Origin of the sequence: Methanosalsum natronophilum (genome assembly GCF_024808815.1) — an archaeon.
GTDB lineage: Archaea > Halobacteriota > Methanosarcinia > Methanosarcinales > Methanosarcinaceae > Methanosalsum > Methanosalsum natronophilum.
This window is the reverse complement of record NZ_JANUCS010000001.1, coordinates 219,823-246,492: the sequence shown is the minus strand read 5'-3', so window position 1 is coordinate 246,492 and position 26,670 is coordinate 219,823. Positions and strand designations below refer to the sequence as shown.

General features: G+C 36.7%; 31 protein-coding genes. 24 read left to right on the top strand and 7 right to left on the bottom strand.

Annotated elements, in window-relative coordinates:
• Positions 1-2: 2 nt before the first annotated feature.
• Genes fpoH through fpoO form a run of 9 tightly spaced genes read left to right on the top strand, consistent with a single transcriptional unit; the run spans position 3 to position 7,735 of the window.
• Positions 3-1,049 (top strand): F420H2 dehydrogenase subunit FpoH, encoded by a 1,047-nt coding sequence (gene fpoH / locus J2T59_RS01250; protein ID WP_259133242.1) that lies wholly within the window; start codon positions 3-5, stop codon positions 1,047-1,049.
• A gap of 6 nt (positions 1,050-1,055) precedes the next feature.
• Positions 1,056-1,472 (top strand): F420H2 dehydrogenase subunit FpoI, encoded by a 417-nt coding sequence (gene fpoI, locus J2T59_RS01245; protein WP_259133240.1) that lies wholly within the window; start codon positions 1,056-1,058, stop codon positions 1,470-1,472.
• A 1-nt stretch (position 1,473) separates the two neighbouring features.
• Positions 1,474-1,746: an NADH-quinone oxidoreductase subunit J gene (locus J2T59_RS01240; protein WP_259133239.1), complete on the top strand. Its 273-nt coding sequence runs from the start codon at positions 1,474-1,476 to the stop codon at positions 1,744-1,746.
• A complete protein-coding gene (locus J2T59_RS01235) occupies positions 1,736-2,029 on the top strand; it encodes an NADH-quinone oxidoreductase subunit J family protein (RefSeq protein WP_259133238.1) in 294 nt (97 codons plus the stop codon). The genes J2T59_RS01240 and J2T59_RS01235 overlap by 11 nt, the downstream gene beginning before the upstream one ends.
• The gene (gene fpoK / locus J2T59_RS01230) at positions 2,026-2,328 is read left to right on the top strand and encodes a F420H2 dehydrogenase subunit FpoK (RefSeq protein WP_310572645.1); all 303 of its coding nucleotides are present in this window, start codon (positions 2,026-2,028) and stop codon (positions 2,326-2,328) included. The genes J2T59_RS01235 and fpoK overlap by 4 nt, the downstream gene beginning before the upstream one ends.
• Before the next feature lie 2 nt (positions 2,329-2,330).
• Positions 2,331-4,346 (top strand): F420H2 dehydrogenase subunit FpoL, encoded by a 2,016-nt coding sequence (fpoL, locus tag J2T59_RS01225; protein ID WP_259133237.1) that lies wholly within the window; start codon positions 2,331-2,333, stop codon positions 4,344-4,346.
• Positions 4,346-5,839: a complex I subunit 4 family protein gene (locus J2T59_RS01220; RefSeq protein WP_259133236.1), complete on the top strand. Its 1,494-nt coding sequence runs from the start codon at positions 4,346-4,348 to the stop codon at positions 5,837-5,839. Before fpoL ends, J2T59_RS01220 begins: the two co-directional genes overlap by 1 nt.
• A 4-nt stretch (positions 5,840-5,843) precedes the next feature.
• Positions 5,844-7,295, top strand: coding sequence for an NADH-quinone oxidoreductase subunit N (locus tag J2T59_RS01215; RefSeq protein WP_259133235.1), 1,452 nt, complete (start codon positions 5,844-5,846; stop codon positions 7,293-7,295).
• Between the two features lie 14 nt (positions 7,296-7,309).
• Complete coding sequence (fpoO, locus tag J2T59_RS01210) at positions 7,310-7,735, top strand: F420H2 dehydrogenase subunit FpoO (RefSeq protein ID WP_259133234.1); 426 nt, start codon at positions 7,310-7,312, stop codon at positions 7,733-7,735.
• A gap of 71 nt (positions 7,736-7,806) precedes the next feature.
• Here fpoO and J2T59_RS01205 read toward each other — a convergent pair whose 3' ends face one another.
• Positions 7,807-8,757 (bottom strand): nucleoside recognition protein, encoded by a 951-nt coding sequence (locus J2T59_RS01205; protein WP_259133233.1) that lies wholly within the window; start codon positions 8,755-8,757, stop codon positions 7,807-7,809.
• 349 nt (positions 8,758-9,106) lie between these two features.
• On the opposite strand from J2T59_RS01205, the gene J2T59_RS01200 reads away from it, so the two are divergent.
• Genes J2T59_RS01200 through pyrG form a run of 3 tightly spaced genes read left to right on the top strand, consistent with a single transcriptional unit; the run spans position 9,107 to position 11,615 of the window.
• Positions 9,107-9,286, top strand: coding sequence for a methytransferase partner Trm112 (locus J2T59_RS01200; protein ID WP_259133232.1), 180 nt, complete (start codon positions 9,107-9,109; stop codon positions 9,284-9,286).
• Positions 9,287-9,320: 34 nt separating this feature from the next.
• Positions 9,321-9,983 carry a DUF7524 family protein gene (locus J2T59_RS01195; RefSeq protein ID WP_259133231.1) on the top strand — a complete coding sequence of 221 codons (663 nt, stop codon included), beginning with the start codon at positions 9,321-9,323 and terminating at the stop codon, positions 9,981-9,983.
• A gap of 33 nt (positions 9,984-10,016) precedes the next feature.
• Positions 10,017-11,615 (top strand): glutamine hydrolyzing CTP synthase, encoded by a 1,599-nt coding sequence (gene pyrG / locus J2T59_RS01190; RefSeq protein ID WP_259133230.1) that lies wholly within the window; start codon positions 10,017-10,019, stop codon positions 11,613-11,615.
• An 85-nt stretch (positions 11,616-11,700) separates the two neighbouring features.
• On the opposite strand, the gene truD is transcribed toward pyrG, so the two are convergent.
• The 4 genes from truD to J2T59_RS01170 form a co-directional block, all read right to left on the bottom strand.
• Positions 11,701-13,017, bottom strand: a complete 1,317-nt coding sequence (gene truD / locus J2T59_RS01185; RefSeq protein ID WP_259133229.1) for a tRNA pseudouridine(13) synthase TruD — start codon at positions 13,015-13,017, stop codon at positions 11,701-11,703.
• Between the two features lie 28 nt (positions 13,018-13,045).
• Positions 13,046-13,393 carry a peptidyl-tRNA hydrolase Pth2 gene (gene pth2 / locus J2T59_RS01180; protein ID WP_259133228.1) on the bottom strand — a complete coding sequence of 116 codons (348 nt, stop codon included), beginning with the start codon at positions 13,391-13,393 and terminating at the stop codon, positions 13,046-13,048.
• A 69-nt stretch (positions 13,394-13,462) separates the two neighbouring features.
• On the bottom strand, positions 13,463-14,383 hold the full coding sequence (locus J2T59_RS01175) for an ATP-grasp domain-containing protein (RefSeq protein ID WP_259133227.1): 921 nt from the start codon (positions 14,381-14,383) through the stop codon (positions 13,463-13,465).
• 23 nt (positions 14,384-14,406) lie between these two features.
• Positions 14,407-15,078, bottom strand: a complete 672-nt coding sequence (locus J2T59_RS01170) for a DUF434 domain-containing protein (RefSeq protein WP_259133226.1) — start codon at positions 15,076-15,078, stop codon at positions 14,407-14,409.
• A 76-nt stretch (positions 15,079-15,154) separates the two neighbouring features.
• Between J2T59_RS01170 and ala the strand changes: the two genes are divergently transcribed.
• The 3 genes from ala to J2T59_RS01155 all read left to right on the top strand — a co-directional run bounded on the left by ala (position 15,155) and on the right by J2T59_RS01155 (position 17,356).
• Positions 15,155-16,138 (top strand): alanine dehydrogenase, encoded by a 984-nt coding sequence (ala, locus tag J2T59_RS01165; protein ID WP_259133224.1) that lies wholly within the window; start codon positions 15,155-15,157, stop codon positions 16,136-16,138.
• Between the two features lie 18 nt (positions 16,139-16,156).
• Positions 16,157-16,777: a hypothetical protein gene (locus J2T59_RS01160; protein ID WP_259133223.1), complete on the top strand. Its 621-nt coding sequence runs from the start codon at positions 16,157-16,159 to the stop codon at positions 16,775-16,777.
• Positions 16,778-17,098: 321 nt separating this feature from the next.
• On the top strand, positions 17,099-17,356 hold the full coding sequence (locus J2T59_RS01155) for a hypothetical protein (RefSeq protein WP_259133222.1): 258 nt from the start codon (positions 17,099-17,101) through the stop codon (positions 17,354-17,356).
• Between the two features lie 112 nt (positions 17,357-17,468).
• On the opposite strand, the gene J2T59_RS01150 is transcribed toward J2T59_RS01155, so the two are convergent.
• Complete coding sequence (locus J2T59_RS01150; RefSeq protein WP_259133221.1) at positions 17,469-17,735, bottom strand: DUF3303 domain-containing protein; 267 nt, start codon at positions 17,733-17,735, stop codon at positions 17,469-17,471.
• Positions 17,736-17,879: 144 nt separating this feature from the next.
• Entirely contained in the window at positions 17,880-19,229 is a 1,350-nt protein-coding gene (gene ftsA, locus J2T59_RS01145; protein ID WP_259133219.1) for a coenzyme F390 synthetase, read from the bottom strand.
• Positions 19,230-19,749: 520 nt separating this feature from the next.
• Here ftsA and J2T59_RS01140 point away from each other — a divergent pair.
• The 9 genes from J2T59_RS01140 to J2T59_RS01100 all read left to right on the top strand — a co-directional run bounded on the left by J2T59_RS01140 (position 19,750) and on the right by J2T59_RS01100 (position 26,643).
• Positions 19,750-19,908, top strand: coding sequence for a hypothetical protein (locus J2T59_RS01140; protein WP_259133218.1), 159 nt, complete (start codon positions 19,750-19,752; stop codon positions 19,906-19,908).
• Between the two features lie 190 nt (positions 19,909-20,098).
• Positions 20,099-20,782 (top strand): 7-cyano-7-deazaguanine synthase QueC, encoded by a 684-nt coding sequence (queC, locus tag J2T59_RS01135; protein ID WP_259133217.1) that lies wholly within the window; start codon positions 20,099-20,101, stop codon positions 20,780-20,782.
• Positions 20,783-20,803: 21 nt separating this feature from the next.
• The gene (locus tag J2T59_RS01130) at positions 20,804-21,367 is read left to right on the top strand and encodes a DUF366 family protein (protein WP_259133216.1); all 564 of its coding nucleotides are present in this window, start codon (positions 20,804-20,806) and stop codon (positions 21,365-21,367) included.
• Positions 21,367-22,083 (top strand): 7-carboxy-7-deazaguanine synthase QueE, encoded by a 717-nt coding sequence (locus J2T59_RS01125; RefSeq protein ID WP_259133214.1) that lies wholly within the window; start codon positions 21,367-21,369, stop codon positions 22,081-22,083. The genes J2T59_RS01130 and J2T59_RS01125 overlap by 1 nt, the downstream gene beginning before the upstream one ends.
• The gene (gene queD, locus J2T59_RS01120) at positions 22,083-22,433 is read left to right on the top strand and encodes a 6-carboxytetrahydropterin synthase QueD (RefSeq protein WP_259133213.1); all 351 of its coding nucleotides are present in this window, start codon (positions 22,083-22,085) and stop codon (positions 22,431-22,433) included. The genes J2T59_RS01125 and queD overlap by 1 nt, the downstream gene beginning before the upstream one ends.
• A 102-nt stretch (positions 22,434-22,535) precedes the next feature.
• On the top strand, positions 22,536-23,474 hold the full coding sequence (gene nifB / locus J2T59_RS01115) for a nitrogenase cofactor biosynthesis protein NifB (protein WP_259133212.1): 939 nt from the start codon (positions 22,536-22,538) through the stop codon (positions 23,472-23,474).
• A 37-nt stretch (positions 23,475-23,511) separates the two neighbouring features.
• Positions 23,512-24,501 carry a methanogenesis marker 2 protein gene (locus J2T59_RS01110; RefSeq protein ID WP_259133210.1) on the top strand — a complete coding sequence of 330 codons (990 nt, stop codon included), beginning with the start codon at positions 23,512-23,514 and terminating at the stop codon, positions 24,499-24,501.
• 420 nt (positions 24,502-24,921) lie between these two features.
• A complete protein-coding gene (gene msrA / locus J2T59_RS01105; protein ID WP_310572646.1) occupies positions 24,922-25,428 on the top strand; it encodes a peptide-methionine (S)-S-oxide reductase MsrA in 507 nt (168 codons plus the stop codon).
• A 138-nt stretch (positions 25,429-25,566) separates the two neighbouring features.
• Positions 25,567-26,643, top strand: a complete 1,077-nt coding sequence (locus tag J2T59_RS01100; RefSeq protein ID WP_259133208.1) for a KamA family radical SAM protein — start codon at positions 25,567-25,569, stop codon at positions 26,641-26,643.
• Positions 26,644-26,670 lie beyond the last annotated feature (27 nt).

Below are 26,670 nucleotides of genomic sequence, written 5' to 3'. Positions count from 1 at the left end.
GCATGATGGTGGATTTTGTAGAAATTTATAATAATCCCTGGTTTCGAAGTTTGATCGGTCTTGTGTTTGTTGGCTTGATATTCCTTTTTGGAATGATAGCTGTGTGGATGGAACGAAAGATAGCTGGTGATATTCAGCATAGGATCGGGCCTAACAGGGTAGGTAAGTTTGGTGTATTACAACTTGTTGCCGATGCTATTAAGTTGTTCACAAAAGAGGATATTATTCCAATAAAGGCCGATAGGGTACTGTTCGTTGCAGCTCCTATGGTGATGCTTGGTTCAGTTTTTCTAATGTTGGCAGCCATACCTTTTGGTGCGGTTGTGATCAATGATACCGTATATCCAATAGTTGCAGCTGAAATGGATATAAGTCTTCTATACATTCAGGCAATGTCATCTATATCTTTAGTAGGTATATTCATGGCAGCTTATGGTTCTAATAATAAATATTCACTCATTGGTGCATTCAGGAACTTTGCACGAATGGTAGGATACGAGGTACCTTTGATAATAAGTGTTATCAGTGTTGCAATTATGGCGAACAGTCTTGATATAATCGAGATTGTGAAAATCCAAGACCCTATTTGGTACATTGTGCTTCAACCGATTGGTTTTATTGTATTCTTTGTAGCTTCCATGTCGGAAATGGGACGATTGCCTTTCGATCAGACCGAAGCCGAGGAAGAACTGGTTGCCGGTTGGGTGACTGAATATAGTGGAATGAGGTTTGGGCTCGGGTTCTTTGCAGAATATATGCATGTAGTGCTCGGATCGTTCTTAATAAGTCTATTGTTCCTGGGTGGTTGGAACATACCAGGATTCATTCCAGGTGCACTGACAGCGAATCCAGTTCTAGGATTTATTGTACCTACAGCAGTATTGTTAGGTAAAGCTGCAGTTGTGATGATATTCATACTTATGTTCCGATGGGCTGTTCCAAGGTTTAGGATAGATCAGGTAGTTGACCTGAGCTGGAAAAAGCTGTTTCCCCTCTCAGTATTGAATCTTGTGTGGGTTATAGCATTTACTCTGTATATGGGAGTGTGAATTAGTATGGTATTGAAAAATCTATTAGTTTCTGTTAGGAACTTCTATAAGTCCCCTGTGACTCGAATATATCCCGAACATGATACAGAGATGTCTGATAGGTTCAAGGGACTACAAAAACTTGATAAAGAGGCATGTATTGGTTGCGGTATTTGTGCTAATACATGCCCGAATGAAGCAATTAGAGTCGTTAGGGCTAGGATCAATAAAGACAGTAAAAAACAGAGATGGTTCCCTGAGATAGATATTGGACATTGTATGTTCTGTGGTCTATGTATTGATCAGTGCCCAAAAGAAGCTCTTTCAAGTACTAAGGTCTGTGCAAAAGGAATTGTAACGTGGCAACATGAGGACCTTTTATGCACGCCTGATATTTTGGCACGTGAGGTCGTCATTGTTGAAGATGAGGAGGGTGAACAGTAAAATGTACGTTTTTGGAGAATTAATAGCATTTGCAATATTTGCAATTATTTTGATCGTTTCTTCTATCTTTGTGATCAAAGCAGAGAATATAGTGCGTGCAGGATTATCCCTCATATTGTCCCTGTTCAGTGTAGCAGGTTTGTATATGGTATTGAATGCCTATTTCCTTGGTATCATACAAGTACTGGTATATGTAGGTGCAATTGGTGTATTGATCCTGTTCGCTATAATGTTGACTAAAAAAGAAATCGGAAGTGATAACGATGTTAGATGATCCAGGTAAGGCGCTAGCATCCATATCAAAACTACTTCCTTCAAACCCAGGTAGTTTATTGATTACATTATTGTTCTTGGCAGTGGTCGTTGTATCTCTAATAGGAACTTCATTTCCTGTAATGGATAAACCTCTAGCAGATATTGCGGATCCAAGTAATATTGAAAAGATCGGGTTAATGTTATTCACAGAACACGTGATTGCATTTGAGGTTCTAGCACTGGTATTATTGGCCTCGTTGATAGGTGCGATATATCTTGCACGAAAGGAGGTTGACAAATGATTGGACTTGAACATTATTTGATCTTATCAGCAATTATTTTCTCAATAGGTCTCTATGGCCTGATGACACTGAATAACGGTATCAGGTTAATGATGTGTATAGAACTGATGCTCAATGCAGCGATCATAAATCTTGTAGCGTTCTCTGCATATAGTCATGATATAACAGGACAGGTGTTTGCCTTGTTCGTGATTGCATTGGCTGCAGCAGAAGCAGCGATTGGGCTTGCTATAATGTTAGCAATATATCGAATTAGAGATGATATCGAGCTCAATGAGATTAATATACTGAGGTGGTAACCATGAATATAGGAGATTTCGCATTTCTAATACCACTTCTACCAGCACTTGCTTTTGTTATCACTCTTTTCTTTGGAAAGAGGTTATACTCTGGCGGTGCATTGATTCCAATTGGTGCAATTGGTGCATCTTTCATTATATCATTACTTATAACTATCAATATATTACAGAACCCTGACCAGGTCATACATCAGTCAGTACACTGGTTTGCAATATTCAATTTGGGTATTCTGATCGATCCATTGGCTGCAGTGATGTTGACCATGGTATCTTTTGTGAGTTTATTGATCCACATTTATGCTATTGGTTACATGGAACATGATCCCGCAAAACCAAGATACTTTGCTGAAACGTCATTGTTCACAGCTGCTATGCTTGGTGTGGTTCTATCAGATAATATATTACAGATGTTCATTTTCTGGGAACTTGTAGGTCTTTGTTCATATCTACTGATAGGGTTCTGGTACCAGAAACCATCAGCAGCAGCAGCTGCTAAGAAAGCGTTTCTGACAACACGTGTTGGAGATGTGATGTTCCTTGCAGGTATTATTATACTGTTTGCAAGTCTGTTCCAAGCTTTCCACGGTGAGGTTCCAGAAGGTGTGTATCTATTACAGTTCAGTGAAATGTTCAATCATATCGATGCGCTGGCTGCAATGAATGCCACTATATTAGGGATGGAAGTGAGCCACTTGACCATAATTGCATTACTGTTCTTTGGTGGTGCAATTGGTAAATCTGGACAGTTCCCATTACATGTGTGGCTTCCTGATGCTATGGAAGGCCCAACAACAGTTTCTGCACTTATCCATGCAGCAACAATGGTGACTGCAGGTGTATACTTGGTTGCCAGGACATTCCCTATGTTCCTTTCTGCACCAGATGCCTTGATAATTGTAGCATACCTTGGTGGATTCACTGCATTGTTTGCAGCTACTATGGGTCTGGTCATGAACGATATTAAACGTGTATTGGCATACTCTACAGTAAGTCAATTAGGTTATATGGTACTTGGACTTGGAATGGGTGCAGTAGTAGGACTTGAAGCAATAGGTGTTTCAATGTTCCACTTGATCAATCACGCATTCTTCAAAGCTTTACTGTTCCTTTGTGCAGGTAGTGTGATACATGCCATAGGTACACAGGATATGAGGCAGATGGGAGGATTGCTAAAAGCAATGCCAATAACTGCGGGAACCATGTTAGTAGCATCACTTGCATTAGCTGGATTTGGTATTCCTGGTACATCTATTGGTACTAGTGGGTTCTTCAGTAAAGATGCTATAATTGAAACTGCGTTCGTGTTTGGAGAATATTCACATGACTGGATACCATACATTTTCGCAATACTTGCGGCATTGTTAACATCGATATACATATTCCGTTTGTTCTTCATGACATTTACAGGGAAGTCAAGGAATAACGCAAAAGCACACGAAGCACCTTCTATCATGACAGTTCCATTATTGATACTAGCAGTGTTCTCTCTAGTATTTGGTGCATTGACACTCAAACCGTTCATCGCTTTCATGGAACGTACGTTTGATAATAATGTGATCAGTTTGAACATAGAACATTTGGCAACACTTGGAAACTATGACCTTGTACTCGAACACGGTCCTGAACCCTTGTTCATTCTATGGTTGCCGGTGATAGTGGCAGTGGCTGGTCTATTGATATCTTATCTCCTGTACTACAAACAGGTAATAGATGTTAGTAAAGTGGTATCTCGAGAGAATCCTGTATACAAGCTCTTGTATAACAGGTATTATCAACACAAGATATTCACTGAATTACTTGCTACAAGAATAGTTTATGAATTGATCAGTCTTTCAGCTGATTACTTTGACCGCAAGTTCATTGATACTATAGTAGATGGAATAGGTAAAATTACAATGTCAGCTGGTAACTTTATGAGAAAGATACAGACAGGTGTGGTCCAGAACTATGTTGCTGCTGTAGTAGCAGGGGTAGGACTGTTGATCATACTGTTTAGATTGATCGTGGAGGTAATCTAATGATTCCGATAATTTCCCTCATGATCTTGATAGCACTTATAGGTGCTATAGTTACGATATTCACAAAAACAAAAGAACATGCGAGGATCATAGCATTAGTGACTTCAGTGGTGACACTTGTAGGATCCTTATACATGTTCTTCAACTTTGATAGTCAATCAGCTGCACTACAGTTTGTTGACACATTTGAATGGATACCATCAATTGGTGTCTCGTACACAGTTGCAGTAGATGGGATATCAATGCCACTCGTGCTGCTAACTTCAATAGTGATTCCATTGATAGTCCTTTATTCATGGAACGAATCAAAGAATCCAGGTAAATTCTATGGAATGATACTTGCAACATATGCAGGGGTCATTGGAGTGTTTACTGCAATGGACTTTTTCTTGTTCTACGTGTTCTGGGAATTGAGTATAATACCAATGTTCTTCATGATCAACATGTGGGGCGGACCCGAGAAAGCGTATGCATCGATAAAGTTCTTGCTTTATACACACGTGGCATCACTCGTAATGCTTCTTGGAATATTTGGATTGTTCTTTGGAGCTTATTTCCAGGCAGGAATCACTACATTTGATATACCCACTCTACTTTCACAATATCAGTTATTCGAATCAGAACTTGCAAGAACAATGATATTTATTGCATTGTTGATTGGATTTATTGTGAAAATGCCAGCAGTACCGTTCCATAGCTGGTTACCACATGCTTATGTCCAGGCACCAACTGCAGGTACTATATTAATGGCTGCGATAATGTCAAAGATGGGTGCATATGCCTTGTTCAGGTTCATTTTACCAATGTTACCATTCTCAGGCAGTGCTGACCTGATGATAACAGTTCTTGCAGCTCTTGGTGTATTGAGTATAATATATGGGGCATTTTTGGCTCTTGCACAGGATGACATTAAGAGAATGATTGCATTTTCAAGTGTGAGCCATATGGGCTTTGTTACACTTGGGGCAGTTGCACTGATACCCCTTTCAGTATCCGGAGCAATGTTCCAGATGTTCTCACATGGAATAATCACATGTTTGATGTTTATGGCAATAGGTGCGATCCAGACAAGTACTGGTACAAGACTTATATCAGAGCTCGGAGGACTAGCTCAAAAGATGCCTAAACTAGCATTCCTTATGGTAGCTGGTTTCATGGCATATTTAGGTCTACCAGGATTTAGTGGGTTCATTGCTGAGTTTACTGTACTGAACTTCTCCTACATATCCCTGCCAGGTTATGTTTTAGTTGCGTTGATAGCAATTGTTATCACGGCAGCTTATCACCTTTGGGCCTTACAAAGGGCTATGTTTGGGGTCTATAACGAAAAACTTGGAAACGAAATAAGGGATATTACCAATTTACAGACGTTTTCAATGGCGGTATTCGCTTTGTTGGCATTGTACTTTGGTTTGAATCCAAGCCCGGTAATGGATATGATAATAACGAATGCAGAACAGATAGTTGGCCTTATGGCCACGGCGGGGGTGTGAAGATATGGAAGATATATTGCTATTAGCACCTGAGATTATTCTAGCTGTTACTGCACTTGTAGTGCTAGTTGCAGGTTTGTATCTAAAGACAGAACATAAAGTTGCATTAGGTTTTATTTCAGTTGCTGGAATTATAATGGCGATTGCTCTTACAATGAGCATAATGCTAGCCAAGACATCTGCTTCAATGTTCTATGATACAATGGTGATAGATCCATTATCACAGGTATTCAAACTCGTGTTCTTATCAGTAGCATTACTTGTCTCAATAGCATCTGTGAAATATGTCAGTGAGGATAGGAACACTGAAGAGTTCTTTGCACTTTTACTTCTTGCGATCATAGGTATGATGGTAGTTTCTTCATCAAACGACTTGATCACACTGTTCCTAGGATTCGAGCTTGCAGGACTTGCTACATATGCATTGGTAGGGTTTGAAAAGAAGAACATTAAAGTGCTTGAAGCTTCAATGAAGTATTTCATTATAGGTGCAGTTTCATCTGCGTTCTTGCTGTTTGGTATGTCGTATGTATATGGTATGACCGGTACTACTAACATTCCAGGAATAGCAGCTAATGCACATTTGCTTGTAGATAATCCTATAGGGATTGTAGCTATTGTGATGTTGATCGCTGGGTTTGGTTATAAGATGTCATTGGTACCATTCCATATGTGGGCACCTGATACATATCAAGGTGCACCTTCGGTGATATCTGCACTCCTTGCAGGTGCATCCAAGAAAATGGGATTCATTGCTGCCTTTAAGGTGATAATAGTTGCACTTATTGCACTCAATGCTGAATGGCAGACAATATTTGCAGTACTTGCAGTTATTACAATGACATTGGGTAATGTGGTAGCATTATCTCAGGATAGTGTTAAGAGAATGTTAGCATACTCTTCAGTAGCACAGGCAGGATACATTTCAATGGCGTTTGTAGTACTTACACCAACTGCTCTTGCAGGTGGTATATTATATATCCTGTCACACGCTTTCATGAAAGCTGGTGCTTTCATAGCAGTGGCAATAGTAGGATTTATGATATTGGTAGGTAACAAAGATGCACGTGATACTGACCATATAGATAACTTTAGAGGCTTATCTAAGAGGATGCCAATTACAGCATTCGCACTAATGGTATTCTTACTCGCATTGGCTGGAATACCAGCAACTGCTGGGTTTGTAAGTAAGTTCGTGTTATTCTCCTCGACAATCGAGGCAGGACTTGTATGGCTTGCAGTTATTGCAATATTAAATAGTGCAATATCACTGTTCTATTATGCTAGGGTGATTAAGTACATGTACTTCATGCCTACAGAAGGTGGTAGGATTACAGAACCTGCTCCATATGCAATTGCAATGATACTTGCACTTGTGGCTGTATTGGTTATAGGTATCTGGCCAGAACCGTTCATATACTGGGCATCCGAAGCTGCGAATGTGCTTTTGATCTGATGGAGGAATAAAATATGACAGATTGTGATTTATGTGGAGTAGCATTACCAACTCTTAACAACGTCAAGATTTTCGTGCCAAAAGATGATTCATCATCTTTTGGTTCGAGCAGTGCATGCAAATCACCAGGTAATTCGATTATCAGACCAAGGTTCATCTCGCATAGTCCTATGGGGATTTGGGCTGGGATCTGCGATACGTGCCTGGAATCACTTAACAAGACCGCAGAGAAGGTATTATCTGAATCGGAGAAACCAACTGGTACATGTGGTAAATGTGAAATGTGTGCTGCGTATACAATGCTTTTTGGCGTTGATATTGAGATCCCATCTTTCTCAAAGGGAAATGAACCAGAGACTTCATATATTTGTGCAGTATGCTTGCAAGCATGTAAGGACGTTTTTGATAAGAAAGAGCCAGGTGACTCAGGTCACCACTAATTCTTGTAATTCGAATCCTTCCTTTTTCTTTTTCTTTTTCTTTTTTTTGACTAATTGATTTCTGTAACTTTTCATGCAGCTATAAGTAATAATATTATTAGTATTGCAAATCTTACACCTAATGTCATTGATAATGAAAATGAGACTATGGTGATCCCCGTCTTCACACCAAAGATAGAAATGTATCGTGGTAATAGTGACTTGAGACCAAAGAAAGGTATCATGAACATACTCCCCAACATTAATATGATCATTGCTTGAATTGCTGTGATAGTACCTTCATGTATCATAGGTCCAAGTAAAGATATTCCAAGTATTGGACTAGCGATATAACTTGTTAATGGCACTATACTTTCTGGAGGAATACCGAAAAGTTGCGCTAATGGTAATGCACTGAATATCTCAAACACACCCATATCACGAAGCGTGAAAACCAGTGTTGTCATTGCAAGATATATGACAGCTATTTTGATGAAAAGTTTCTTTTCCCTCTCCCATGCGTTTAGAAAAGCCATCTTTAGTCCAACTTTACTGTTATTTTCAGACTCTGGTACCATACATTTGTTCTTTTTGAGGAACAGTCTGCTAAGAATCACGATTATTGATACTTTAACAATAGCTGTAATGATGAAAACCATTACATAGAACCCACCCACTATCAGACCAAGTGCTGGTAATACGATAGGTATCTGGTATGTTAGTATTTCTCGAAAATAGGCGGGGGTGCTGTTGAGCGAAGCGCAGAGTATAACCTCTTTGTTCTCTAGACACTCGCTTTCTTTTAACTTTAATACCATGCTATTTGCTGCAACCGTTGATCCAAGTGCAACAAGGAAAGTGGATGCACATGAATCTGGTAGATTAGTGTACTTGAACAATGGACGAGCAATACCTGAAAATTTCTTCATGACCCCAAGCTCTATCAGCATTCCTGCACCCATTAACCCTATAAAGATCATGATAACTATGGGTACAGCAAAATCTACTACTCTAAGAAAAATTTCGAATATGTTTACATCCATATCTAAAATGTTTGAACACTCCACGGTCTAAGTTAATAACTGGTTATGTGCAAAGGATATTAATGAATTGATTTTAACTTTAGTTTAGAACTCTTCTTAAGTAAGCTTGGCGATGAAAGGCATACTATCTGCAGAAGTAATTCATCCATCGTTTAAAAACGGTGGTCTTCTTACTTCAGCGTGACTAAATAAAATTTAGAAGAAATGCTTTAGTAAACCTTTCTATTATTGATCTATATACATTAATTGTAGATTGCTAGTTAACATGGAAACAATGAAATAGTTAATAATAGTATTTACCAAAAGTTTGATATTAGGAGTAAATAATTTGTTCGGCTGGTGAATCAAGGTGAAACGAGAACTTATGGATATACTTGCTTGCCCTGTTTGTAAGGGTGATCTTGTTCTGAATGTAATGGAGGAGGATGATACTGAGGTGGTCAAAGGTATTATTTCTTGTAATGCGTGTAATATAGATTATCCAATAGATGACGGTATTCCTAACATGTTACCTCCAGAAAACCGATAATTAATATTGAGTAATTCTTATAGGTGTGATAGTTTTGCAGTATGTTCATATCAATCGTCTGGGCGTGAATTCGGTAGAGTTCGATTATGAGATAGTGGATATTCCAATGAACCCAGGCGATGAACAGAGCTTTGAAATTGTCCTGATAAATTACGGGTCGCCAACACATGTACATCTTTCAGTAGATCCATCAATTGAAGAGAATGTCTCTATTCTTGAAGAAAAACCATATGTTACACATGAAGAATATGTGCCGGTGGTTGTAAGAATACCAGCAGAGGGGCGGTTAATGAATACTGGTACTATCAATGTTACAATGGGGTATGGTTCTAAGACCGAAGGTTTTCAAGTGAATATAGGAACCGCTTCTTTTGACGAAAGGTATGATTACGAGGATGAAGATGAGGATTTAGACGAGGTACATGGTGATAGTATATCCAGTATTGCTACTAAAAAAAACAAAGGAACAAAGAGTAAACATTTTAGTGGAATATCAGTATCGTTTTTAAATCAATTCGACTTAAATTACTTGAAAGCTTTTTTTATTTTTGTTATAGTAAGTGTATTTTTGATAGTATTATACCTAGTTTACCAAACATCATTTGAATCAGGGACACTAGCTCTGTTTTATCTAGCAGTTGTTCTAGCAATAGCGTTCACGTCATTGATGTCTTATATTCTGATAAAATTGCTTTAATTTTTCCATATTATTATGAGGTAGTTGTTTTCCATGAAATATATTATAGTTACTGGCGGTGTAATGAGTGGACTTGGAAAAGGGATCACTGCAGCGTCCATAGGTAGGATCCTGAAGAATAAGGGTTATGATGTGACTGCAATAAAGATAGATCCCTATATCAATATCGATGCAGGGACTATGAGTCCATTCCAACATGGTGAGGTTTTTGTGTTAAAGGACGGTGGTGAAGTTGATCTTGATCTTGGCAATTATGAGCGTTTTCTTGATACTGAACTCACAAGGGAACATAACATAACTACAGGCCAAGTTTACCAGTCAGTTATTTCAAAAGAGAGATTAGGTGAATATCTTGGTAAGACAGTTCAGATAATTCCACATATTACCAATGAGATTAAGGAACGCATACGAAGGGTAGCTGAAAAGAGTGGTGCTGATATCTGCTTGATAGAGATTGGTGGGACTGTAGGGGATATTGAGAGTATGCCTTTCCTGGAAGCTGTTAGACAGATGCATAGGGAGGAGGAACAGAAAGATATTGCATTTGTGCACGTGACACTTGTCCCAAGTGATTCTCAAGGTGACCAGAAAACAAAACCAACTCAGCACTCAGTCAAAGAACTAAGACAGCTCGGATTGACTCCAGATATAATTGTTTCAAGGTGTAAGGAACCTTTACTAGAAGCTACAAGGTCAAAAATCGCTTTATTTTGTGATGTGAAAGAAGATGCAGTAATAAGTGCTCATGACGCTGAGGATATCTATGAAGTACCTCTATACATTGAAGAAGAGGGACTTACAAGGTATATGATAGATATGCTTGAACTTGTTGAGAAGAGCGAGGATCGGTCATGGCATGATATGGTTGCAAAAATGAAGGAGATGAAAGGAAGTGTAAAATTAGCGATTGTAGGAAAATATATTGATCTTGAAGATTCGTACTTGAGCATAACCGAATCTCTAAAACATGCTGCTATAGAATGTGGAGCTAAAGTAGTGATGTCATGGGTAGATGCAGAAAAGTTCTGTAACGGAGGAACAGGTGCAGAACAATTATCCGAATATGATGGAATATTAGTTCCCGGCGGATTTGGTGAACGCGGTATTGAAGGAAAGATCGCTGCAGTCAAGTATGCAAGGGAGAACGATATACCTTATTTTGGTCTATGTTTAGGAATGCAGGTAGCCATTATAGAATTTGCTCGTAACGTAGTTGGATTGGATGGAGCTAATAGTACAGAATTCGATCCAGAATCTCCCCATCCTGTAATTGACATATTACCGGAACAAAAATCTGTAATAGATATGGGTGCTACCATGAGACTTGGGGACTATGATGCTGTGTTAAAGGAAGGTTCTATTGCAATGGAATCTTACGGTAATAAGAATATAGTGGAACGCCACAGGCATCGGTATGAAGTAAATCCTAATTTCATTGAACAGATAGAAGATAATGGTATGATATTTTCGGGTGTTAATAATGGGAGAAGGATGGAGATTGCAGAGATACCTGAACATAGTTTTTATGTAGGATGTCAATTTCATCCAGAATTCAAGTCAAGGCCAGGAAAACCTTCACCATTGTTCAAATCTTTTGTTGAAGCAATGATTGACCGTTCAAAGTCAAGTTAAATTTTTTTGATTAACTTGACTGTTAGTAAAGATTTTTTTTTATAAGTAGAGCGTAAATACCCTATGTTTTTAGCATAGGGGTTGTTTAAGACATTTGAAGTGGATTCACTTTCATATATTCTCTTAAAACAGTTGTTGCATAACTTCCTTTTGGCAACTTGAAATTCAGTATTACTTTTAATTTGCCATTATTGAGCTCATCTTCATCTACTTCGTATTTAGGTATGGTTTGGAGTAATATTTCACGTCTCATACCTTTAGAGGAAAGACCTTCTACAGGAATATTAGCAAAATTGGATTGAGAAGTCCCAGTGTGTTTGAATATTTCTTGTTCGATTTCGCCAGGGGTTTCTGATGCGAATTCTGTATTCGAACCAATTAATGGTGCAGTTACGAATGCACGGTTTCTTTTAAGAAGATTATTGATGCCATGAATGGTCTTTTCTGTTACTTTTTGTGTTTTTGAGGTATCTGGGAAACCATCACTGTTCTTAAAACAGACAATATCCCCAACTGTGGCTCTATTGAAAGGTAAATCTTGCTTAATTCGTTCAGAAAGTATTTTGTTGTAAATGTAAGATTGGTATGCATGGATGAACATACGTCTAAGGTTCTTGGGAAGGATCAGGAAAGCACCTTCGTAATCTCCAGGATGGGTAACTAGGTGGTGCATCATTGTTCGTTCGTACCTTAAATGATCAGGAAATGTTTTCAGGCCTTGAGCAAAATCCATTGTATCGGCTACAAATTGTCTCGCATTAACTGTATCTTCGGGTTCGTTGGGAAATGGTTTTGAGATATATGTAAGGGCTGCACTTTCAGTATCTCCTTTAACAAGTTCTCTACCAACAAGGTGAGTGATTGGACGAATTGATCCAAATCGTTGTATCCCAAAGTAATTAGGGACACCACCAGATTCACTTATCTCGTCAGTGATTGATTCTAAAACTGTATTTAATTCATCTTCTTTTAGATCTATATTACGTATAGTTATTTTGAATTCGTTGCCTATAAGGTCTCCAAGATCTACTGAACGGTTAGAACGGCCAAGTACTTTTAGCTTAATATCTTTCAAGTTAATATTTTCTATTTCAGATGCGTCTAAATCTGATATACTGATCTTTTGTGTTGTTATAGCTCTCTTATCTTTAGTTCCTGCAAAAGTGATTCTTTTTTGACTTATACGCAATCTTCTTGAGATCTCACGAATGACATGATGTGTATCCCAGTTATGTTTTTTTAGTTCAAGTATTAGATATTTTCCAGACTTGCCTTCTTCTCGGTTAGTGACCTCATTTACTTCAAAGTCTTCTATTATTTGTTTCAGTGATCCACCAGTACCACTAGTGGTTGTAAAATAACACTCAATACCAATCTTTTGTTCTAATTCGTAAACTTTCATATGAATCAAAGTATTTATCCATTTTAAATTAAACTAGCTTTAAGTCACCAGTAATGCGATCCAGTCTATCAACCTCTGCAGGTCCAATACCTAATACAGTTATTGTCCCGGGCTCTATTTGAGTTAGCCCTGCATCTTTTATTAGGGCAGTTGGTAGATTGTTCTTTCTTGCAATTTCTTTCATTTCGAACATATCTCTTAATGTTTTTACTCTAAGAACAACTTTTTTCTGACCACCTTTTTTCCATTTCTCAATATCATCCTTGCTAGCCCACTCCATAGATGAAACGGCAGCATGCGCAACTTGGACTGCAAGTTTTCCTTTTGAAAGCTTTAAGTCATCTCTTATAATTATACATTGCTTATAGTCAGTCATAATATTCTCTCATTTAATTATATCTGGAGTGTTAGTGTAAAAGCCCTATGTCTTTAACGTTGAGGCAGTTCACAATAAGTCTGTTAAATATTCTATTATTGGTTCAGTTACATTAATATTGCAAGCTCTATAAATACCAGCACCTGAAGGTGTTCCATTCACTTCTAATATTTTAGGTCCCTCGGACCCTATTATTATATCAATACCCGCAAAATCTGTACCTATTATACTGGATGCTTTGCAGGCAAGATTTTCGACGTCTTCTGATACATTATAAGCTTTTGCTATACTACCCTGGCTCAAATTGCTTAACCATGATTTTTCATGTGCTGTACGCTCAATTGCACCTACTACATTATTATTGACAACAAAACATCTAATATCAGTTCCATAACTTTCCACGAATTCCTGAATATAAACTATACCATATTTGTCTATAATAAATTGAATAGTTTCTTCAGGAGTTGTAGTCATGTCGATCGAACCACTATAGTTCAATACAGACCCGTTCTTAATTCTTTTAATACCACGGCCTTGGTATCCGAACATTGGTTTTAATATACAATCAGTTAACTGTTCAGTAGTTTTAATTGCATGATCTAACTGTTGGTGCACATAAGTCAAAGGATGTGGTAAACCATTTTTGGATAATAGGTATGTTGAATAATACTTGTTTGCAGCTATTTGAATCGATTGAGGTGAATTTATTAAAGGTATTCCATATTGCTGCATTTGCAATAAAATATCTGACCTGAAGGCAATTTCATCAATAGTCCCGTGTCCCAAGTCTCTGACTACAATTGCATCAATGTCGAACAAGTTTACTTTTTCAGCTGAACCTACCTCACATGAGCTATTTGAACCAAGTGTACAGTACGCTTCTTTTAAGTCTATAGGTATAGCTTCATGTTTCATCTTCTGGATAGTTTCGATCAAAGAGACTGCGGTCCAATCACTCTTATCGGTTAACACAACACCTATTTTTTTCATTTTTAGCACCAGGTAAAAAAAGTTCAATATTGTGGTTCAGTCAAATTTAGTTCATTGATAGTTACCTTTTTTCTAATCGCAATACATTCAGCAAGGTCAATTACCTTATTGACAGAATCGATTATAATTCCGTCTGATGTGATTATGATTTTATCAAGTTCCATTTTTATGTGGTAGTCTGTTTTGGATGAGGTGCAGACATGTGTATTTGGTAGTCTATGTTGGACCATGTTCCTTATATGGTCTGCAAGCAGACCACTTTTACTCATTTGGGAATCTAGTATTATTTTAGTACTTGAGGGTTTTCGATCTTCTAATGCTGTGATTATTGTTTCTATTGCATTGTAGGTAGTATCACTGATTTTATAATTTCTGAAAATACCTCTATTATCTCTTACAAATCCATCATTACATTTCCATAGGTCATTATCAGTGAGAATACTATCTACTGTGATAATTAGATTATATCCGTCTATTACTACACTTGCCCCTTTAATGTCCTTACAACTTAATTTTTTGTTATGGCGCGATTTGGAGATAATGTCAGGTACAATTAATCTTGATAATAAGTTTCGTTGTGATTTGTTTAGGCAATAATGGTTGCACACAAAACGTAACGTGCTAGTTTTTGGATACCCTCTGTTTAGCAGATACCTAACATCTTTTGCAGCACTCTCAAATTTATTTTTTTCCATGTATTATCAGGTTTTAAGTTAAAACTATTCGCAAAATATATACGCACTGGTTTTTATTTAAGTATGGGTACAAGATATGGAAATTTTGTTTTTGAACCAAGAAGATGTGAAAGATACTTTAGATATGACATGTGCAATGGAAGTAAATGAAGATGCATTTTTACAGCATGGTTTAGCTAAGGTACAAATGCCAATAAAATCCTATCTATATTTCCATGAATATAATGGAGATTTGAGGACAATGCCTGCATATATTGAGGACAAGGATATATGTGGTGTAAAGATAGTTAATTCTCATCCAAATAATCCAAAGGTAGGTTTACCTACTGTTATGGGGGTTGTTGTGTTGAACTCGACCAATACAGGTGAAACACTTGCAATAGTTGAAGCATCATATCTTACTGACATACGAACTGGGGCCGCGGGGGGTATTGCTGCTAAATACCTTGCAAGAAAAGATTCTGAGGTTGTTGGTATCATTGGTGCAGGACACCAGGCACATGCTCAATTATTGGCACTTTCTGAATTGTTCGATATAAAAGAAGTTAAAGTAACATCTCTTCATATGGAGGAATGTAAGGAGTTCGAATGCCGGCTCGAATCTGAGATTGATTGTGAATTCACTAAAACAATGAACTTAGAGCAAATATGTGACTGTGATATTTTAGTTACCACTACTCCATCAAGGAACTATTTAGTTGAAAAGGAGTGGGTTAAACCTGGGACTCATATTAATGCAATAGGTGCAGATGCTAAAGGTAAACAGGAAATTGATCCTAGCTTACTCGTTCATTCCAAACTCGTAGTAGATGATATTCCTCAGGCATCACATTCCGGAGATATAAACGTACCTATTTCAGAAGGTAAATTGGAAGTCGAGGATATTTACTGTGAACTTGGCCAAATAATAAACGGAACATATGCTGGTAGACAAACTGATGAGGAAATAACTATATTTGATTCTACAGGCTTAGCTATCCAAGATGTTGCAACAGCATCCTACGTTTATTCTAAGGCTAAAGATAAAATGATTGGAAAAAGAGTTGAAATGTTTTTTTGAATTAGGAGTGTGATATCAATGAAATCTGGAATTGGAGCCTATGGATATCAAAAAATAAAGAAATCGATTACTGGAATAATAGGACCTGAAAAGAATAGTGATGAAGATAAAAGCTTGGATTCATCAGTAACTGAACTATCGATCAAACCGCCAGATCCAACAGTAGGTGATGTGCTTGAAGCTTGGGGTACAGCGAAACCAAACTCTAAAATTGAAGTAAGTGTAACTTTTGAAAAAGAAATACCTGTAAATGATGGGAAATACTTTTTCGAGTTTGACAGAGTAGCTATCCCCGAAGCTCCTAATCGGTATACTGTTAAAGCAGTGGGTGCAAAGAACCTCAACTTTACAGTAAAGATGTTTGTTATGTTTACACGTACGTCTCAAGCAAAAGATGGTGTTGCGATATTCTCGGATTCAAATGTACCCTCAGGTACTTATGATATAAGAATTGATGGCGATGCTGAAGATGGTAAGGACAGTATCGTTCTGGGTATAGAAGCCGTTCAAACAATTCCCACAAATGAAGAAGGCAAGTTCCATTATAAATACGATACAACCCCACTGGTAGATGGTGAGTTTAAAGTGCAGGCAGGAGATGTTGTGGAATACATAAAACTTAATTCAAAAAAGAACTAATATATAGAAAAAGTGTAAAAATATTTTTAGTAAAAGGGATGTAAACACCAGCTCATCTCTGATTGAGTACGTAACGTATTTTGTTACAATCTCTTTACGACATTTTCTATGGCACTACAGAAATATCCATCACTTCACAACTTTTGCTCTGTCCAATCATATTTTCTAAAATGTTTTTTTTGATGTGAGATGATAGGTTCAACTAATCCTAATTATTTGATTGGATAGATACTTATTTAACCTATTTAACTAGATTCTTATTGATAATTTGTTTTGTTACTGTGATCAAAATAAAAACAGAATTTACAGGAAAGAGGATTCATGGGTTTAATGAAAATCAAAAGAATAAAAGGTTTTAAGAAACAGATTCCATTGGTAATTATGACCATCATGTTAATGACATTGATGGTTCCATTTATCGGTTGTCTAAGTGAAGGAAATGGTGTGGAAAGTCAATATTGTGACCTAGATGATCAAAGTCCTATAATAGATCTAGATTTCATTAACGAATCTGAAGCATATGCAAGTACATCAATTGAGTTAGCAACACCTTACACTCTAAAACAAATTAATATATAATTTAATTTTATTTGTGAGTAAAATATAGGATTAGTGAACTAAATAGAAGTTCTATATTGAAAAATTTTAGAAAAAAAGATGAGTTTATAGAAATCTCACCTTATTGTCTTAATTACTTATATTTTGACATTAAACTCATGAATTCGCCTGTTTCCATGACAGGTATTGATTCAATTACACATACATCTGACCAAGGTAGATTGAATGCACCAACAGCTTCTGCAGATTCTGCTTCATATAATATGAAGTATCTGCCACCACTTAAGTCAATCCACTGGTTCTTGATCTTGATACCTTCAGGAACTTTTATGTCTTTGAAGTGTTTTAAGATCTCATCTCTGTCATGTGGTTCCCATGTGCTTATATCTAAAAATAACATTCTTTAATCACACCCTTTAATTAATTTTATTACATTACGTAATTAGCAACTATAATATATAGTTATTTCGAATTCATCTATGTGTTATTGGATAAGCTGATACTGGATATTTTTTTGGATCGAACTTTATTAAAAATTAAACACTTACCTTCTATCAACAACTCTTTTTGGGCGACCTTTTACTTTATACAGTTCTAGGTCACCTATTTGAGTGAAATTGAACAATATTTTTAGTAATCCATCCCCATGCGCTTGTTTTAGTGGTGGTTTATATTTTAGGAAAGAGTTCAAGAAATTTTCTTTTATTAGTTCTTTGTCAGTATCACTTTTATCTTTGCACTCCACACTAACCCTGAGCACGGTTTCGCCTTCGTCATCTCCTCCATAGATAAAAGCTTCATATTCTCCTGTAAGGTATTCCATGTTCTCTCTTTGGAAAACTCCTCTTTCTACATCGACACGGTTGAAGGGCGCACCTAATATCCAAAAGGTTTCAGCTTCACGTTGTGGATTTTCTATCCTCATATGTGTTCTTCCACAAGCACATCTTTTCTTTGTGTGTATTAATGTGGTATCCTCCGTATCGTAATTTAAAAGCAAATTACCACATTTTTCTCCAACAGGTAACAAAGTTGTCAAAATAGCTCTACCACATTCTCCTTCATTTACATAATTGCCTGAATATGGGTCATAGACGTCAAGGTGTACAAGGTCTTCTGGTACATGGAGGCCAGCAATTTCAGTACATTCGCCACACATAGTTCCTTCAGTGCTACCATAAGTATTATACACGTCACAGTTCCATATCTCGGATACGTATTGTCTGGATTCGTCTGCAAACCCTTCTCCACCAACAATCAGTTTTTGTATGCTTGATTCTGCAGGGTTCATCCCATTATCTTCCATACGTTCGGCAAGTTTTATCAACTTGAATACACTCCCCACAATAGAAGTAGGCTTATATGATTCCATTATTCTAACTGGGAATGTACATTTACCTGTTGGTATTATGGCCATCCCAACATCCTTTGCAGCTAATGTCATTGTATTTGCACCTACATTCATTCCATAGGATGCACAAATCACTACTCTATCTCCTTGACCAAAACCTTGAGATGCGAATGCACGAGAATATTTTTGTGCAAACCTCATCCAATCATCCCATGTTAAGAAGAAGGATTTAGGAATTCCTGTGGTTCCACTTGTTTCATGGATAGTGAAAACATTGTTCCAATCAACACTTTTAAACTCGAAATTATCTGTTATAGGAGGTTGGTGTTGTTTTAACATATCTCCATTTATTATTGGGAGTCTTAAAAGGTCTTCATGTTCTTTTATGGTCTTGGGGTCGATATTATTCTCTTTGAACCATTTTTTATAAAATGGAGAATTTTCTGCAGCGTATTGTACTGTGTACCTGATGCGTTCGTCAACAAGTGCTTCTAGTTCACTACGCTCCATAGTTTCCATTTCCGGATTGAAGTATGTGCTCATAACAAGTCCTCAGTGAACTACTCCTGAGCTAAAGACTCAGGTGCTTCCTTCGACCGATTCCTTGAGGAATCTGATATCACAGTTCATACCCAACTGGAAAGGCAACGAACTATGGGAACCCTTTACGAAGACCCCTATCCCATGGGTGTCCAGTTTTAATTCCTTTTGGCTTGGTTCTCGCCATCGGTTAATTACATACATATTGAGACTTATTTATAATATAGTTGACGCTTACATCCACTATGCTAAAGACATAGTGGTTTTACGCTTTAATTATAAAATATTGATGTGTGAGTTTTAAATCATTTGTCAAATAGAACCGTTAATTGTGATATCTTTAAAGAGAATGGGTGTTTAAAATGTTTTTTATAACATGAACTAGAAAATTATATTGAGTAGAGGTTAAATTCAAAGCTTATATTCAATTCATTAAATTCAAATATTTAGTGCAGGTGAGATTATGAAAAAGGTGTTAATGATTCTTACATTTGTAACAGTTGCTTTGTTGTCTGTGGGGTGCATGGACTATGACGAGGAAGGTTATCTAGAGGAAAGGGCCGAAGAAGCCAATGATGACGATCTATTGCCAGATGAAGAAAACGGGGATGTCGAAGAAAATGGCCTAACTGAGGTAGCAATAGAATCCTTCTCTTATGTCCCTGACACAGTCATTATTTAATAAGTAGAAACTGTTAGTGTAAGAACTGTGATTCTGAAGAACATGATGTTGCATTTGATTTCAATCAACTAAAAAAGCAGGAGTCTCCTTCCGTAAGGTGGGGATACTTGACAAGGTAGTATTAACAATCTTTTTATTGTTTTATTGTGAACTAGATAAAACCTTAGTCAACTCAAAATGAGTGTTTAATATGAAAAGTATATCTTTATTAAGTGGTGGACTTGATTCAATTGTAGCCACATCTGTTGCTATGAATGAAGGAATTAATATAAATTTGGCTATTGTGTTTGATTATGGACAACGTGCAGCAAAAAAGGAGATAGGAGTGTCTAAACGTTTCTGTGAACATATGAGTATACCCTATGATATAATTAAACTCGATTGGCTTGAATCAATCACTAAAACGTCTTTAGTGAATAAAGATAAATCAATCCCACATTTATCTCAGGAAGAAATAAACGAAGATGATATGGATATTGTAACAGAATCTGCGAGGCAAGTATGGGTTCCAAACAGGAATGGTGTTATGATCAATATCGCTGCAAGTTTTGCAGAAAGCATGGGCTGTGATTATATTATCGTTGGTTTTAATGAAGAAGAAGCTAGTACATTTCCTGATAATTCTGAAAGTTTCATGAAGTCGGTTAACTTGTCATTATCATATTCAACTCAAAAAAGTGTTGAAGTATATGCACCTCTCCTATCTTATGATAAAGAAGCGATTGTAAGGAAAGGGGTAGATGTAAAGGCCCCACTTGAATTTAGCTGGAGCTGTTATTACGGTGATGATAAACCGTGCGGTGTATGTGAGAGTTGTGTTAGAAGGAAAATAGCATTTGAAGAAGTGGGTATGGAAGATCCATGTTTGAGATAATGTTTTTGTAGGTAAATATACATGAGACCAATTGTTTTAACTGATGAGCAACTTCGATATGATGGGAGTCAAATCTCATCGTTGTGGGCATATACGAAGTTTAAAGTGAGCGAAGATACAATTGTTTCTTTTAGAGGTCCTTGTGATGTTAATATTGAACATATGATCGACCTTGAGGATAAGGTCCTAAACGAGTCTATAGTATCCACTGACATGATCCATTTTATAATAGAACACTTTGATTCAAATAACTTAAAACTAGTATACACGCGGCAAAGGCTTTTTGTGAATATTGTTGCAGAGATATTAAGTGAATATTGTATGAATATTATGCGTGATGGTGATGACCTTTTCATCAACTCCAAAAAGTTATCAGTATCTATAGCCAGTGTATCTTCAGTATCTCAAAAGATACATTTTGGTTTGAATGTAGTACATGATAGTTATGGTAGTTTAGATATGGCTGGCATAAATGGAGATGAGACAGTTTCTGCTATAATGCATAAAATTGCTCAGAGGTACTGTACTGAGTTTAATGATATTGAGGCGGATTTAAGAAAATCAAGACCATTGGACGTGTTTTAATGGATGCACCCTTGCAAGAGATATTCTGTTCGGTTCAAGGTGAAGGTCCTTATATAGGAATGAGGCAAGTTTTTGTAAGATTTGCTGGCTGTAACTTGTCATGTTCTTATTGCGACACGCCTCAAAAGACTGATAAATACTTTAAGTTCGAGCGAATACCAGGTTCTTTTGAGTTTGAGAGTATGGCAAATCCAATAACACCTTCAAGACTCAATGAACTTGTTTCAAGGTTTGATCAAGTGCATTCCATATCCCTTACTGGAGGTGAACCTCTCTTGTACAGTGATTTTATTCAAGAACTTGATACAAGATATCCATTATATCTTGAATCTAATATGACACTCCCTGAGAATGCAAGACAAATAAGTGATAAGATCAGGTTCGTTTCAGGAGATATTAAGATGCAGGGTGATGTCAATGTACCTGAACTCAGTTCACATATTGATTCAACTATTAAATGCTTTAAGGAACTTAGGACTACTAAGACTAGGGATTGTTTTGCTAAAGTCATCATCTCAAAATATACGGAAACTGAACAAATCTACGATATAGTTACAGAAATATCTCAATACATATCATGCATTGTTCTACAACCAGTAACATCACCCACTGATAGGTGTGACTTAGATGTTTTGTTACAGTTTCAAAATAAACTATTAAATATTATCGATGCAAGGATAATCCCACAATCACATAAAATGTTAGGGTGTCTTTAATGAAGAAAATGAGACTTGGAATTATTGATCATATAGATAGCGCACATTACCTTCCAGGGCATGATTCATGTGGAATTGTGCATGGTCATACCTATAAGGTTGAAATAGTTATTGAAGGTGAAAAGAAAAAAACTGGAATGGTCATGGATTTCTATGATATTAAACAGAAAGTTAAAGTGATATTGAACCAGTATGACCATGTACTTCTAAACGATCTTCTAGAATATCCAAGCGCTGAGAATATGTGCGAACAAATACATGCTAAGGTAAGCAAAGAACTTGGATATCCTTTATCTGTAAAGGTATGGGAAGGTCATAACAAGTGGTGTGAACTAAGTTCAATAGAATGATCAGCCTATATAATATCAAAATATTCAAAACTTATTTCAACTTATATGTCAAATTAACAGTTGAATTAGTTTACTTTCATCCCTTATACAATGGAGAATATAATGTCAGAAACAAAAAAAGATACACATGACAAAAGTTCTGAGACCTTAGATCAAAAATGCCCTAGCTATAAAGGAAGCGATGTACTAAGAAAAATAGCTGGCCACCCATGTTATGATTCAAAGGCACAGCACAAGTTTGGGCGCATACATTTGCCCGTTGCACCAGCTTGTAATGTACAGTGTAGATTCTGTGTAAGGGAATTCGATTGTGTGAATGAAAGTAGACCTGGTGTCACGAGTGAAGTTCTAAGTCCCGAAGAGGCTGTATCTAAACTAAGGGAAGTAACCAAAGAACATCCATATATTAAGGTAGTAGGTATTGCGGGCCCAGGTGATCCTCTATCAAATGAGAATACCTTCAAAACACTTGAACTTGTGAAAAAGGAGTTCCCAGATTTATTGTTATGTCTTAGTACAAACGGGCTTGCTTTAGCTGATAGGATAGATGATCTAGTTGATCTTGGTATCTCTACATTAACTGTTACAGTGAATGCAATTGATCCGGAACTAATTGAAAAAATATATTCACATATAGTATATGATGGTAAGATTTACAAAGGGGCCAAAGCAGCTCAACTTCTTCATGAGAAACAGATGGAAGGAATAAAAGCTGCTGTAGATAATGATATAGTTGTTAAGATAAACACTGTACTAATCCCCGAGATTAATGGGGACCATGTTGTCGATATTGCTCGTAAAATGAGGGATATGGACGTTCATATAATGAATATAATTCCAATGATGGCTCAAGGTGAGTTTGCGTCCTTAAAAGAACCTACAGACGAAGAACGCCAACAAGCTCAAAAAGCATGTGAAGAATTTGTGAGTCAAATGAAACATTGTCGTCAATGTAGGGCTGATGCTTATGGTTTGATTGGAAATGATCTATCTCAGATGAGTCAGGAACGTCGAAATCTAATTAAACTTAGAAAAGATTGAGTGATTTACTGCTGTTTTAAATGGAGAATTACTTTCGATGTCCGAATTGAAAAGTTTGATAAAAGAGCTTCGTGAGTTTGAAGGGGTAAAACGTAAACAGCCTATAGAAGACGTTGTGAAACTTTTTGAAAGTGTGAAGGACGATTATAATGGTACTACTCTGATTGATTTTGGGGACGATGCAGCTGTTATTGATATTGGCGGTAATGATGTTATACTTTTTTCAGCGGATGGTATTTGGGGTAAGATCACGGATGCAAGCCCCTGGTGGGCAGGTTACACTTCAGTTCTTGTGAACGTTAATGATATCTCGGCTATGGGTGGAAAACCTATTGCAATGGTGAATGTTTTAGCTTCTAATAATTTAGAGATATGTAATGAATTGATACAAGGGATAAATGAAGGTATTAAGAAATTTGGTGTGCCTATGGTAGGTGGACATATGCATCCCGATACACCTTATACGTCCATATCAGTAGCAATTATAGGTATTGCTAAAAAGGATAGCATTATTCGAAGTGATACTGCAAAAGATGGTAACATTATCATTGTGGCATATGATATGGACGGTAAGATTGGCAGAAATTCTCCATATAGTTGGGATAGTACATCTTTTAAAGATTCTAAAAAAGTTAGGGATATGTACATGGTAATGCAAAAGCTTGGTGAAGCAGGACTAGTTACCTCGGGTAAGGACATTAGTAACCCCGGTACAATTGGTACACTTGGTATGCTCTGTGAGTCAAGTCATGTAGGTGCATCTGTAGATATTACCAAAATACCACGACCCAATTCAGTACCTTTAGCACAATGGCTTAAGGTCTATCCCGCAACAGGTTATATTGTTACTGCCACTGAAGATAATGTAGAACCATGTATCACTACTTTTGAGGAAACAGGCTTGACAGCAGCTGCTATTGGCACTATAGACAATACTGGTAAAATAGAACTCTTATTTGAAGATGAAAGTGATACTGCATTCGATTTCAGGTATGATTCTATAACTGGAATTAATATGAAATCCTGAGATCCTAAAATTCCTTTTTTTATGGTTTTGAGCACACAAACCCTTTTTCAATATACTCACTCGATTAATCATGATAAATCAAAAAACTTAAATATAATATAATCTATCATTATTATTAACTATAATTGATATATTCAATTAATATGCTCAATTAAATGTTTCAGACTATAATTTTGGTGTTTATGATATGAAGAACAAAATTACAGTTAATTATGTATATTGCGTGGGGTGTATGTAAATGAAAGAAAGGTTTAACTTTAAGTTAGATAAGACCGATTCAATTGCTATATATCTGTATTTGATTGGAATAGTGCTATTGATTATATTATATATATCTGGACTTTTAGCATAACATGAAAAGGCAGACCAGTTTTTTTCCTGTACATGTTATATAAAAACATTATTTCCAATTACAAATGACTGGATGGTCGTGATCCAATAGTTAAAAAAGCAACGTTTGCAGCCGGATGTTTCTGGGGGATCGAGAATGCCTTCAGAAAAATAAAGGGTGTTAAATCAGTTTTATCTGGTTATACTGGTGGCGACATTCCTGATCCAAAATACAAAGATGTGATTAAAGGTAAGACCGATCATGTAGAGGCCGTACAGGTAACTTATGATCCATCAGAGATAGATTATTCAAAGCTCATTGAAGAGTTTTGGAAGTTACATGATTCAAAATATTCAGGATGTCTTGTAGCTCCACTTACTAAAGACCAACCACAATTTGGTCGACATTATCAATCGATTATATTTTATCATGATGATGACCAAAAAGAGGTTGCAACTAAGGCTTTAAGAGATCAGGAAAAGTCGGGGAAATATGATTCAGAACTAACAACTCAAATATTACCTGCAAAGAAATTTTATGCTGCAGAAGAGTACCATCAAAACTTTTTTCAAAAACAGGGTTATGAAGATATTTGATTAATTTAATATATAATGAAATTTTTATATTTTTGTTAACTTGAACTAACTAAGATTTCAATTATGGTTGTATGGCTACCTTTAATGATTATTGGTATACAACTTGAAATGATGGTTAAGTAAGGAGATTTCACTATAATGAGTGAAGAATGGAAAGAACAATTAAAAAATAGTGTAGATTCGTTAGAAAAACTTGAAAAATACATAAATTTAACTGCTGAAGAAAGAGAAGCAATTGAATCTCTTGATACAATATGGGGAACAACGCCTTATTTTGCATCTTTGATGGATAAAGATGACCCCAATTGTCCTATTAGGAAACAAGTCGTACCATCCCTTAAAGAAACTAAAAACAAGTATGGTATGCAAGATTATCTCGTTTGGAAGGAAAACAGGGCAACTGAAGAGGTTCGACCAGATAGTATTGCACGACAATATAAAGACAGAGTTGCTTTTACAGTAACTGGCAAATGTGGGATTTATTGTCGACATTGCTTCAGGAAAGAACTAGTTGTTGATGGTGACCTTAAGCTTGATTTTAATGTGAATGCCGGTATTGAATGGATTCGGGATCATCCAGAGGTTAGAGATGTCCTCGTAACAGGCGGTGATCCGCTTCTTCTTTCAGATGAAAAACTAGAATACATAATTGAGAACTTACGTAACATTCCTCATGTAGAGATGGTGCGAATTGGATCTCGTATTCCGATAGTTTTGCCACATAGAATAACAGATAATTTAAAACGTATTTTAGGCGGATATCATGAAGTTCCAGTTTGGTTGAATACACAATGTAATCATCCAAAAGAGATAACAGAGTTGACAAAACGTGCAGTATATGATCTAGTGACAAGTGGTGTCAATGTAGGGAACCAGGCAGTTTTACTGAAAGGAATAAATGATGATGTAGAGACTATTCGTGAACTTCATCAAAAGCTGCTTGCAGCAAGGATCAGACCCTACTATTTATTCTACTGTGAACCTGCACCAGGTATTGATCACTTTAGAACGCCTGTTGAGAAGGGAAGCGAACTTATAAGGGATGCTTTGAGAGGTCACACTACAGGTCTTGCTCAACCAATGCATGTAATTGCTACGAATGTAGGTAAAATCCCATTAATGCGGGACTATTACATAGTTGATCATGACGATGAAAAATATGTTCTAAAGAATCACCGTGGTGAACTTACAGAAATTCCTAATATAAAAGAGTGATAAAACTACCCTTTTTAGGGTAGTTTG

Bases quoted from the DNA above. Each gene is read 5' to 3' on its own strand.
- fpoH (WP_259133242.1), top strand. From the start codon at position 3: ATGATGGTGGATTTTGTAGAAATTTATAATAATCCCTGGTTTCGAAGT.
- fpoI (WP_259133240.1), top strand. From the start codon at position 1,056: ATGGTATTGAAAAATCTATTAGTTTCTGTTAGGAACTTCTATAAGTCC.
- J2T59_RS01240 (WP_259133239.1), top strand. From the start codon at position 1,474: ATGTACGTTTTTGGAGAATTAATAGCATTTGCAATATTTGCAATTATT.
- J2T59_RS01235 (WP_259133238.1), top strand. From the start codon at position 1,736: ATGTTAGATGATCCAGGTAAGGCGCTAGCATCCATATCAAAACTACTT.
- fpoK (WP_310572645.1), top strand. From the start codon at position 2,026: ATGATTGGACTTGAACATTATTTGATCTTATCAGCAATTATTTTCTCA.
- fpoL (WP_259133237.1), top strand. From the start codon at position 2,331: ATGAATATAGGAGATTTCGCATTTCTAATACCACTTCTACCAGCACTT.
- J2T59_RS01220 (WP_259133236.1), top strand. From the start codon at position 4,346: ATGATTCCGATAATTTCCCTCATGATCTTGATAGCACTTATAGGTGCT.
- J2T59_RS01215 (WP_259133235.1), top strand. From the start codon at position 5,844: ATGGAAGATATATTGCTATTAGCACCTGAGATTATTCTAGCTGTTACT.
- fpoO (WP_259133234.1), top strand. From the start codon at position 7,310: ATGACAGATTGTGATTTATGTGGAGTAGCATTACCAACTCTTAACAAC.
- J2T59_RS01205 (WP_259133233.1), bottom strand. From the start codon at position 8,757: ATGGATGTAAACATATTCGAAATTTTTCTTAGAGTAGTAGATTTTGCT.
- pyrG (WP_259133230.1), top strand. From the start codon at position 10,017: ATGAAATATATTATAGTTACTGGCGGTGTAATGAGTGGACTTGGAAAA.
- truD (WP_259133229.1), bottom strand. From the start codon at position 13,017: ATGAAAGTTTACGAATTAGAACAAAAGATTGGTATTGAGTGTTATTTT.
- pth2 (WP_259133228.1), bottom strand. From the start codon at position 13,393: ATGACTGACTATAAGCAATGTATAATTATAAGAGATGACTTAAAGCTT.
- J2T59_RS01175 (WP_259133227.1), bottom strand. From the start codon at position 14,383: ATGAAAAAAATAGGTGTTGTGTTAACCGATAAGAGTGATTGGACCGCA.
- J2T59_RS01170 (WP_259133226.1), bottom strand. From the start codon at position 15,078: ATGGAAAAAAATAAATTTGAGAGTGCTGCAAAAGATGTTAGGTATCTG.
- ala (WP_259133224.1), top strand. From the start codon at position 15,155: ATGGAAATTTTGTTTTTGAACCAAGAAGATGTGAAAGATACTTTAGAT.
- J2T59_RS01160 (WP_259133223.1), top strand. From the start codon at position 16,157: ATGAAATCTGGAATTGGAGCCTATGGATATCAAAAAATAAAGAAATCG.
- J2T59_RS01155 (WP_259133222.1), top strand. From the start codon at position 17,099: ATGGGTTTAATGAAAATCAAAAGAATAAAAGGTTTTAAGAAACAGATT.
- J2T59_RS01150 (WP_259133221.1), bottom strand. From the start codon at position 17,735: ATGTTATTTTTAGATATAAGCACATGGGAACCACATGACAGAGATGAG.
- ftsA (WP_259133219.1), bottom strand. From the start codon at position 19,229: ATGAGCACATACTTCAATCCGGAAATGGAAACTATGGAGCGTAGTGAA.
- J2T59_RS01140 (WP_259133218.1), top strand. From the start codon at position 19,750: ATGGACTATGACGAGGAAGGTTATCTAGAGGAAAGGGCCGAAGAAGCC.
- queC (WP_259133217.1), top strand. From the start codon at position 20,099: ATGAAAAGTATATCTTTATTAAGTGGTGGACTTGATTCAATTGTAGCC.
- J2T59_RS01130 (WP_259133216.1), top strand. From the start codon at position 20,804: ATGAGACCAATTGTTTTAACTGATGAGCAACTTCGATATGATGGGAGT.
- J2T59_RS01125 (WP_259133214.1), top strand. From the start codon at position 21,367: ATGGATGCACCCTTGCAAGAGATATTCTGTTCGGTTCAAGGTGAAGGT.
- queD (WP_259133213.1), top strand. From the start codon at position 22,083: ATGAAGAAAATGAGACTTGGAATTATTGATCATATAGATAGCGCACAT.
- nifB (WP_259133212.1), top strand. From the start codon at position 22,536: ATGTCAGAAACAAAAAAAGATACACATGACAAAAGTTCTGAGACCTTA.
- J2T59_RS01110 (WP_259133210.1), top strand. From the start codon at position 23,512: ATGTCCGAATTGAAAAGTTTGATAAAAGAGCTTCGTGAGTTTGAAGGG.
- J2T59_RS01100 (WP_259133208.1), top strand. From the start codon at position 25,567: ATGAGTGAAGAATGGAAAGAACAATTAAAAAATAGTGTAGATTCGTTA.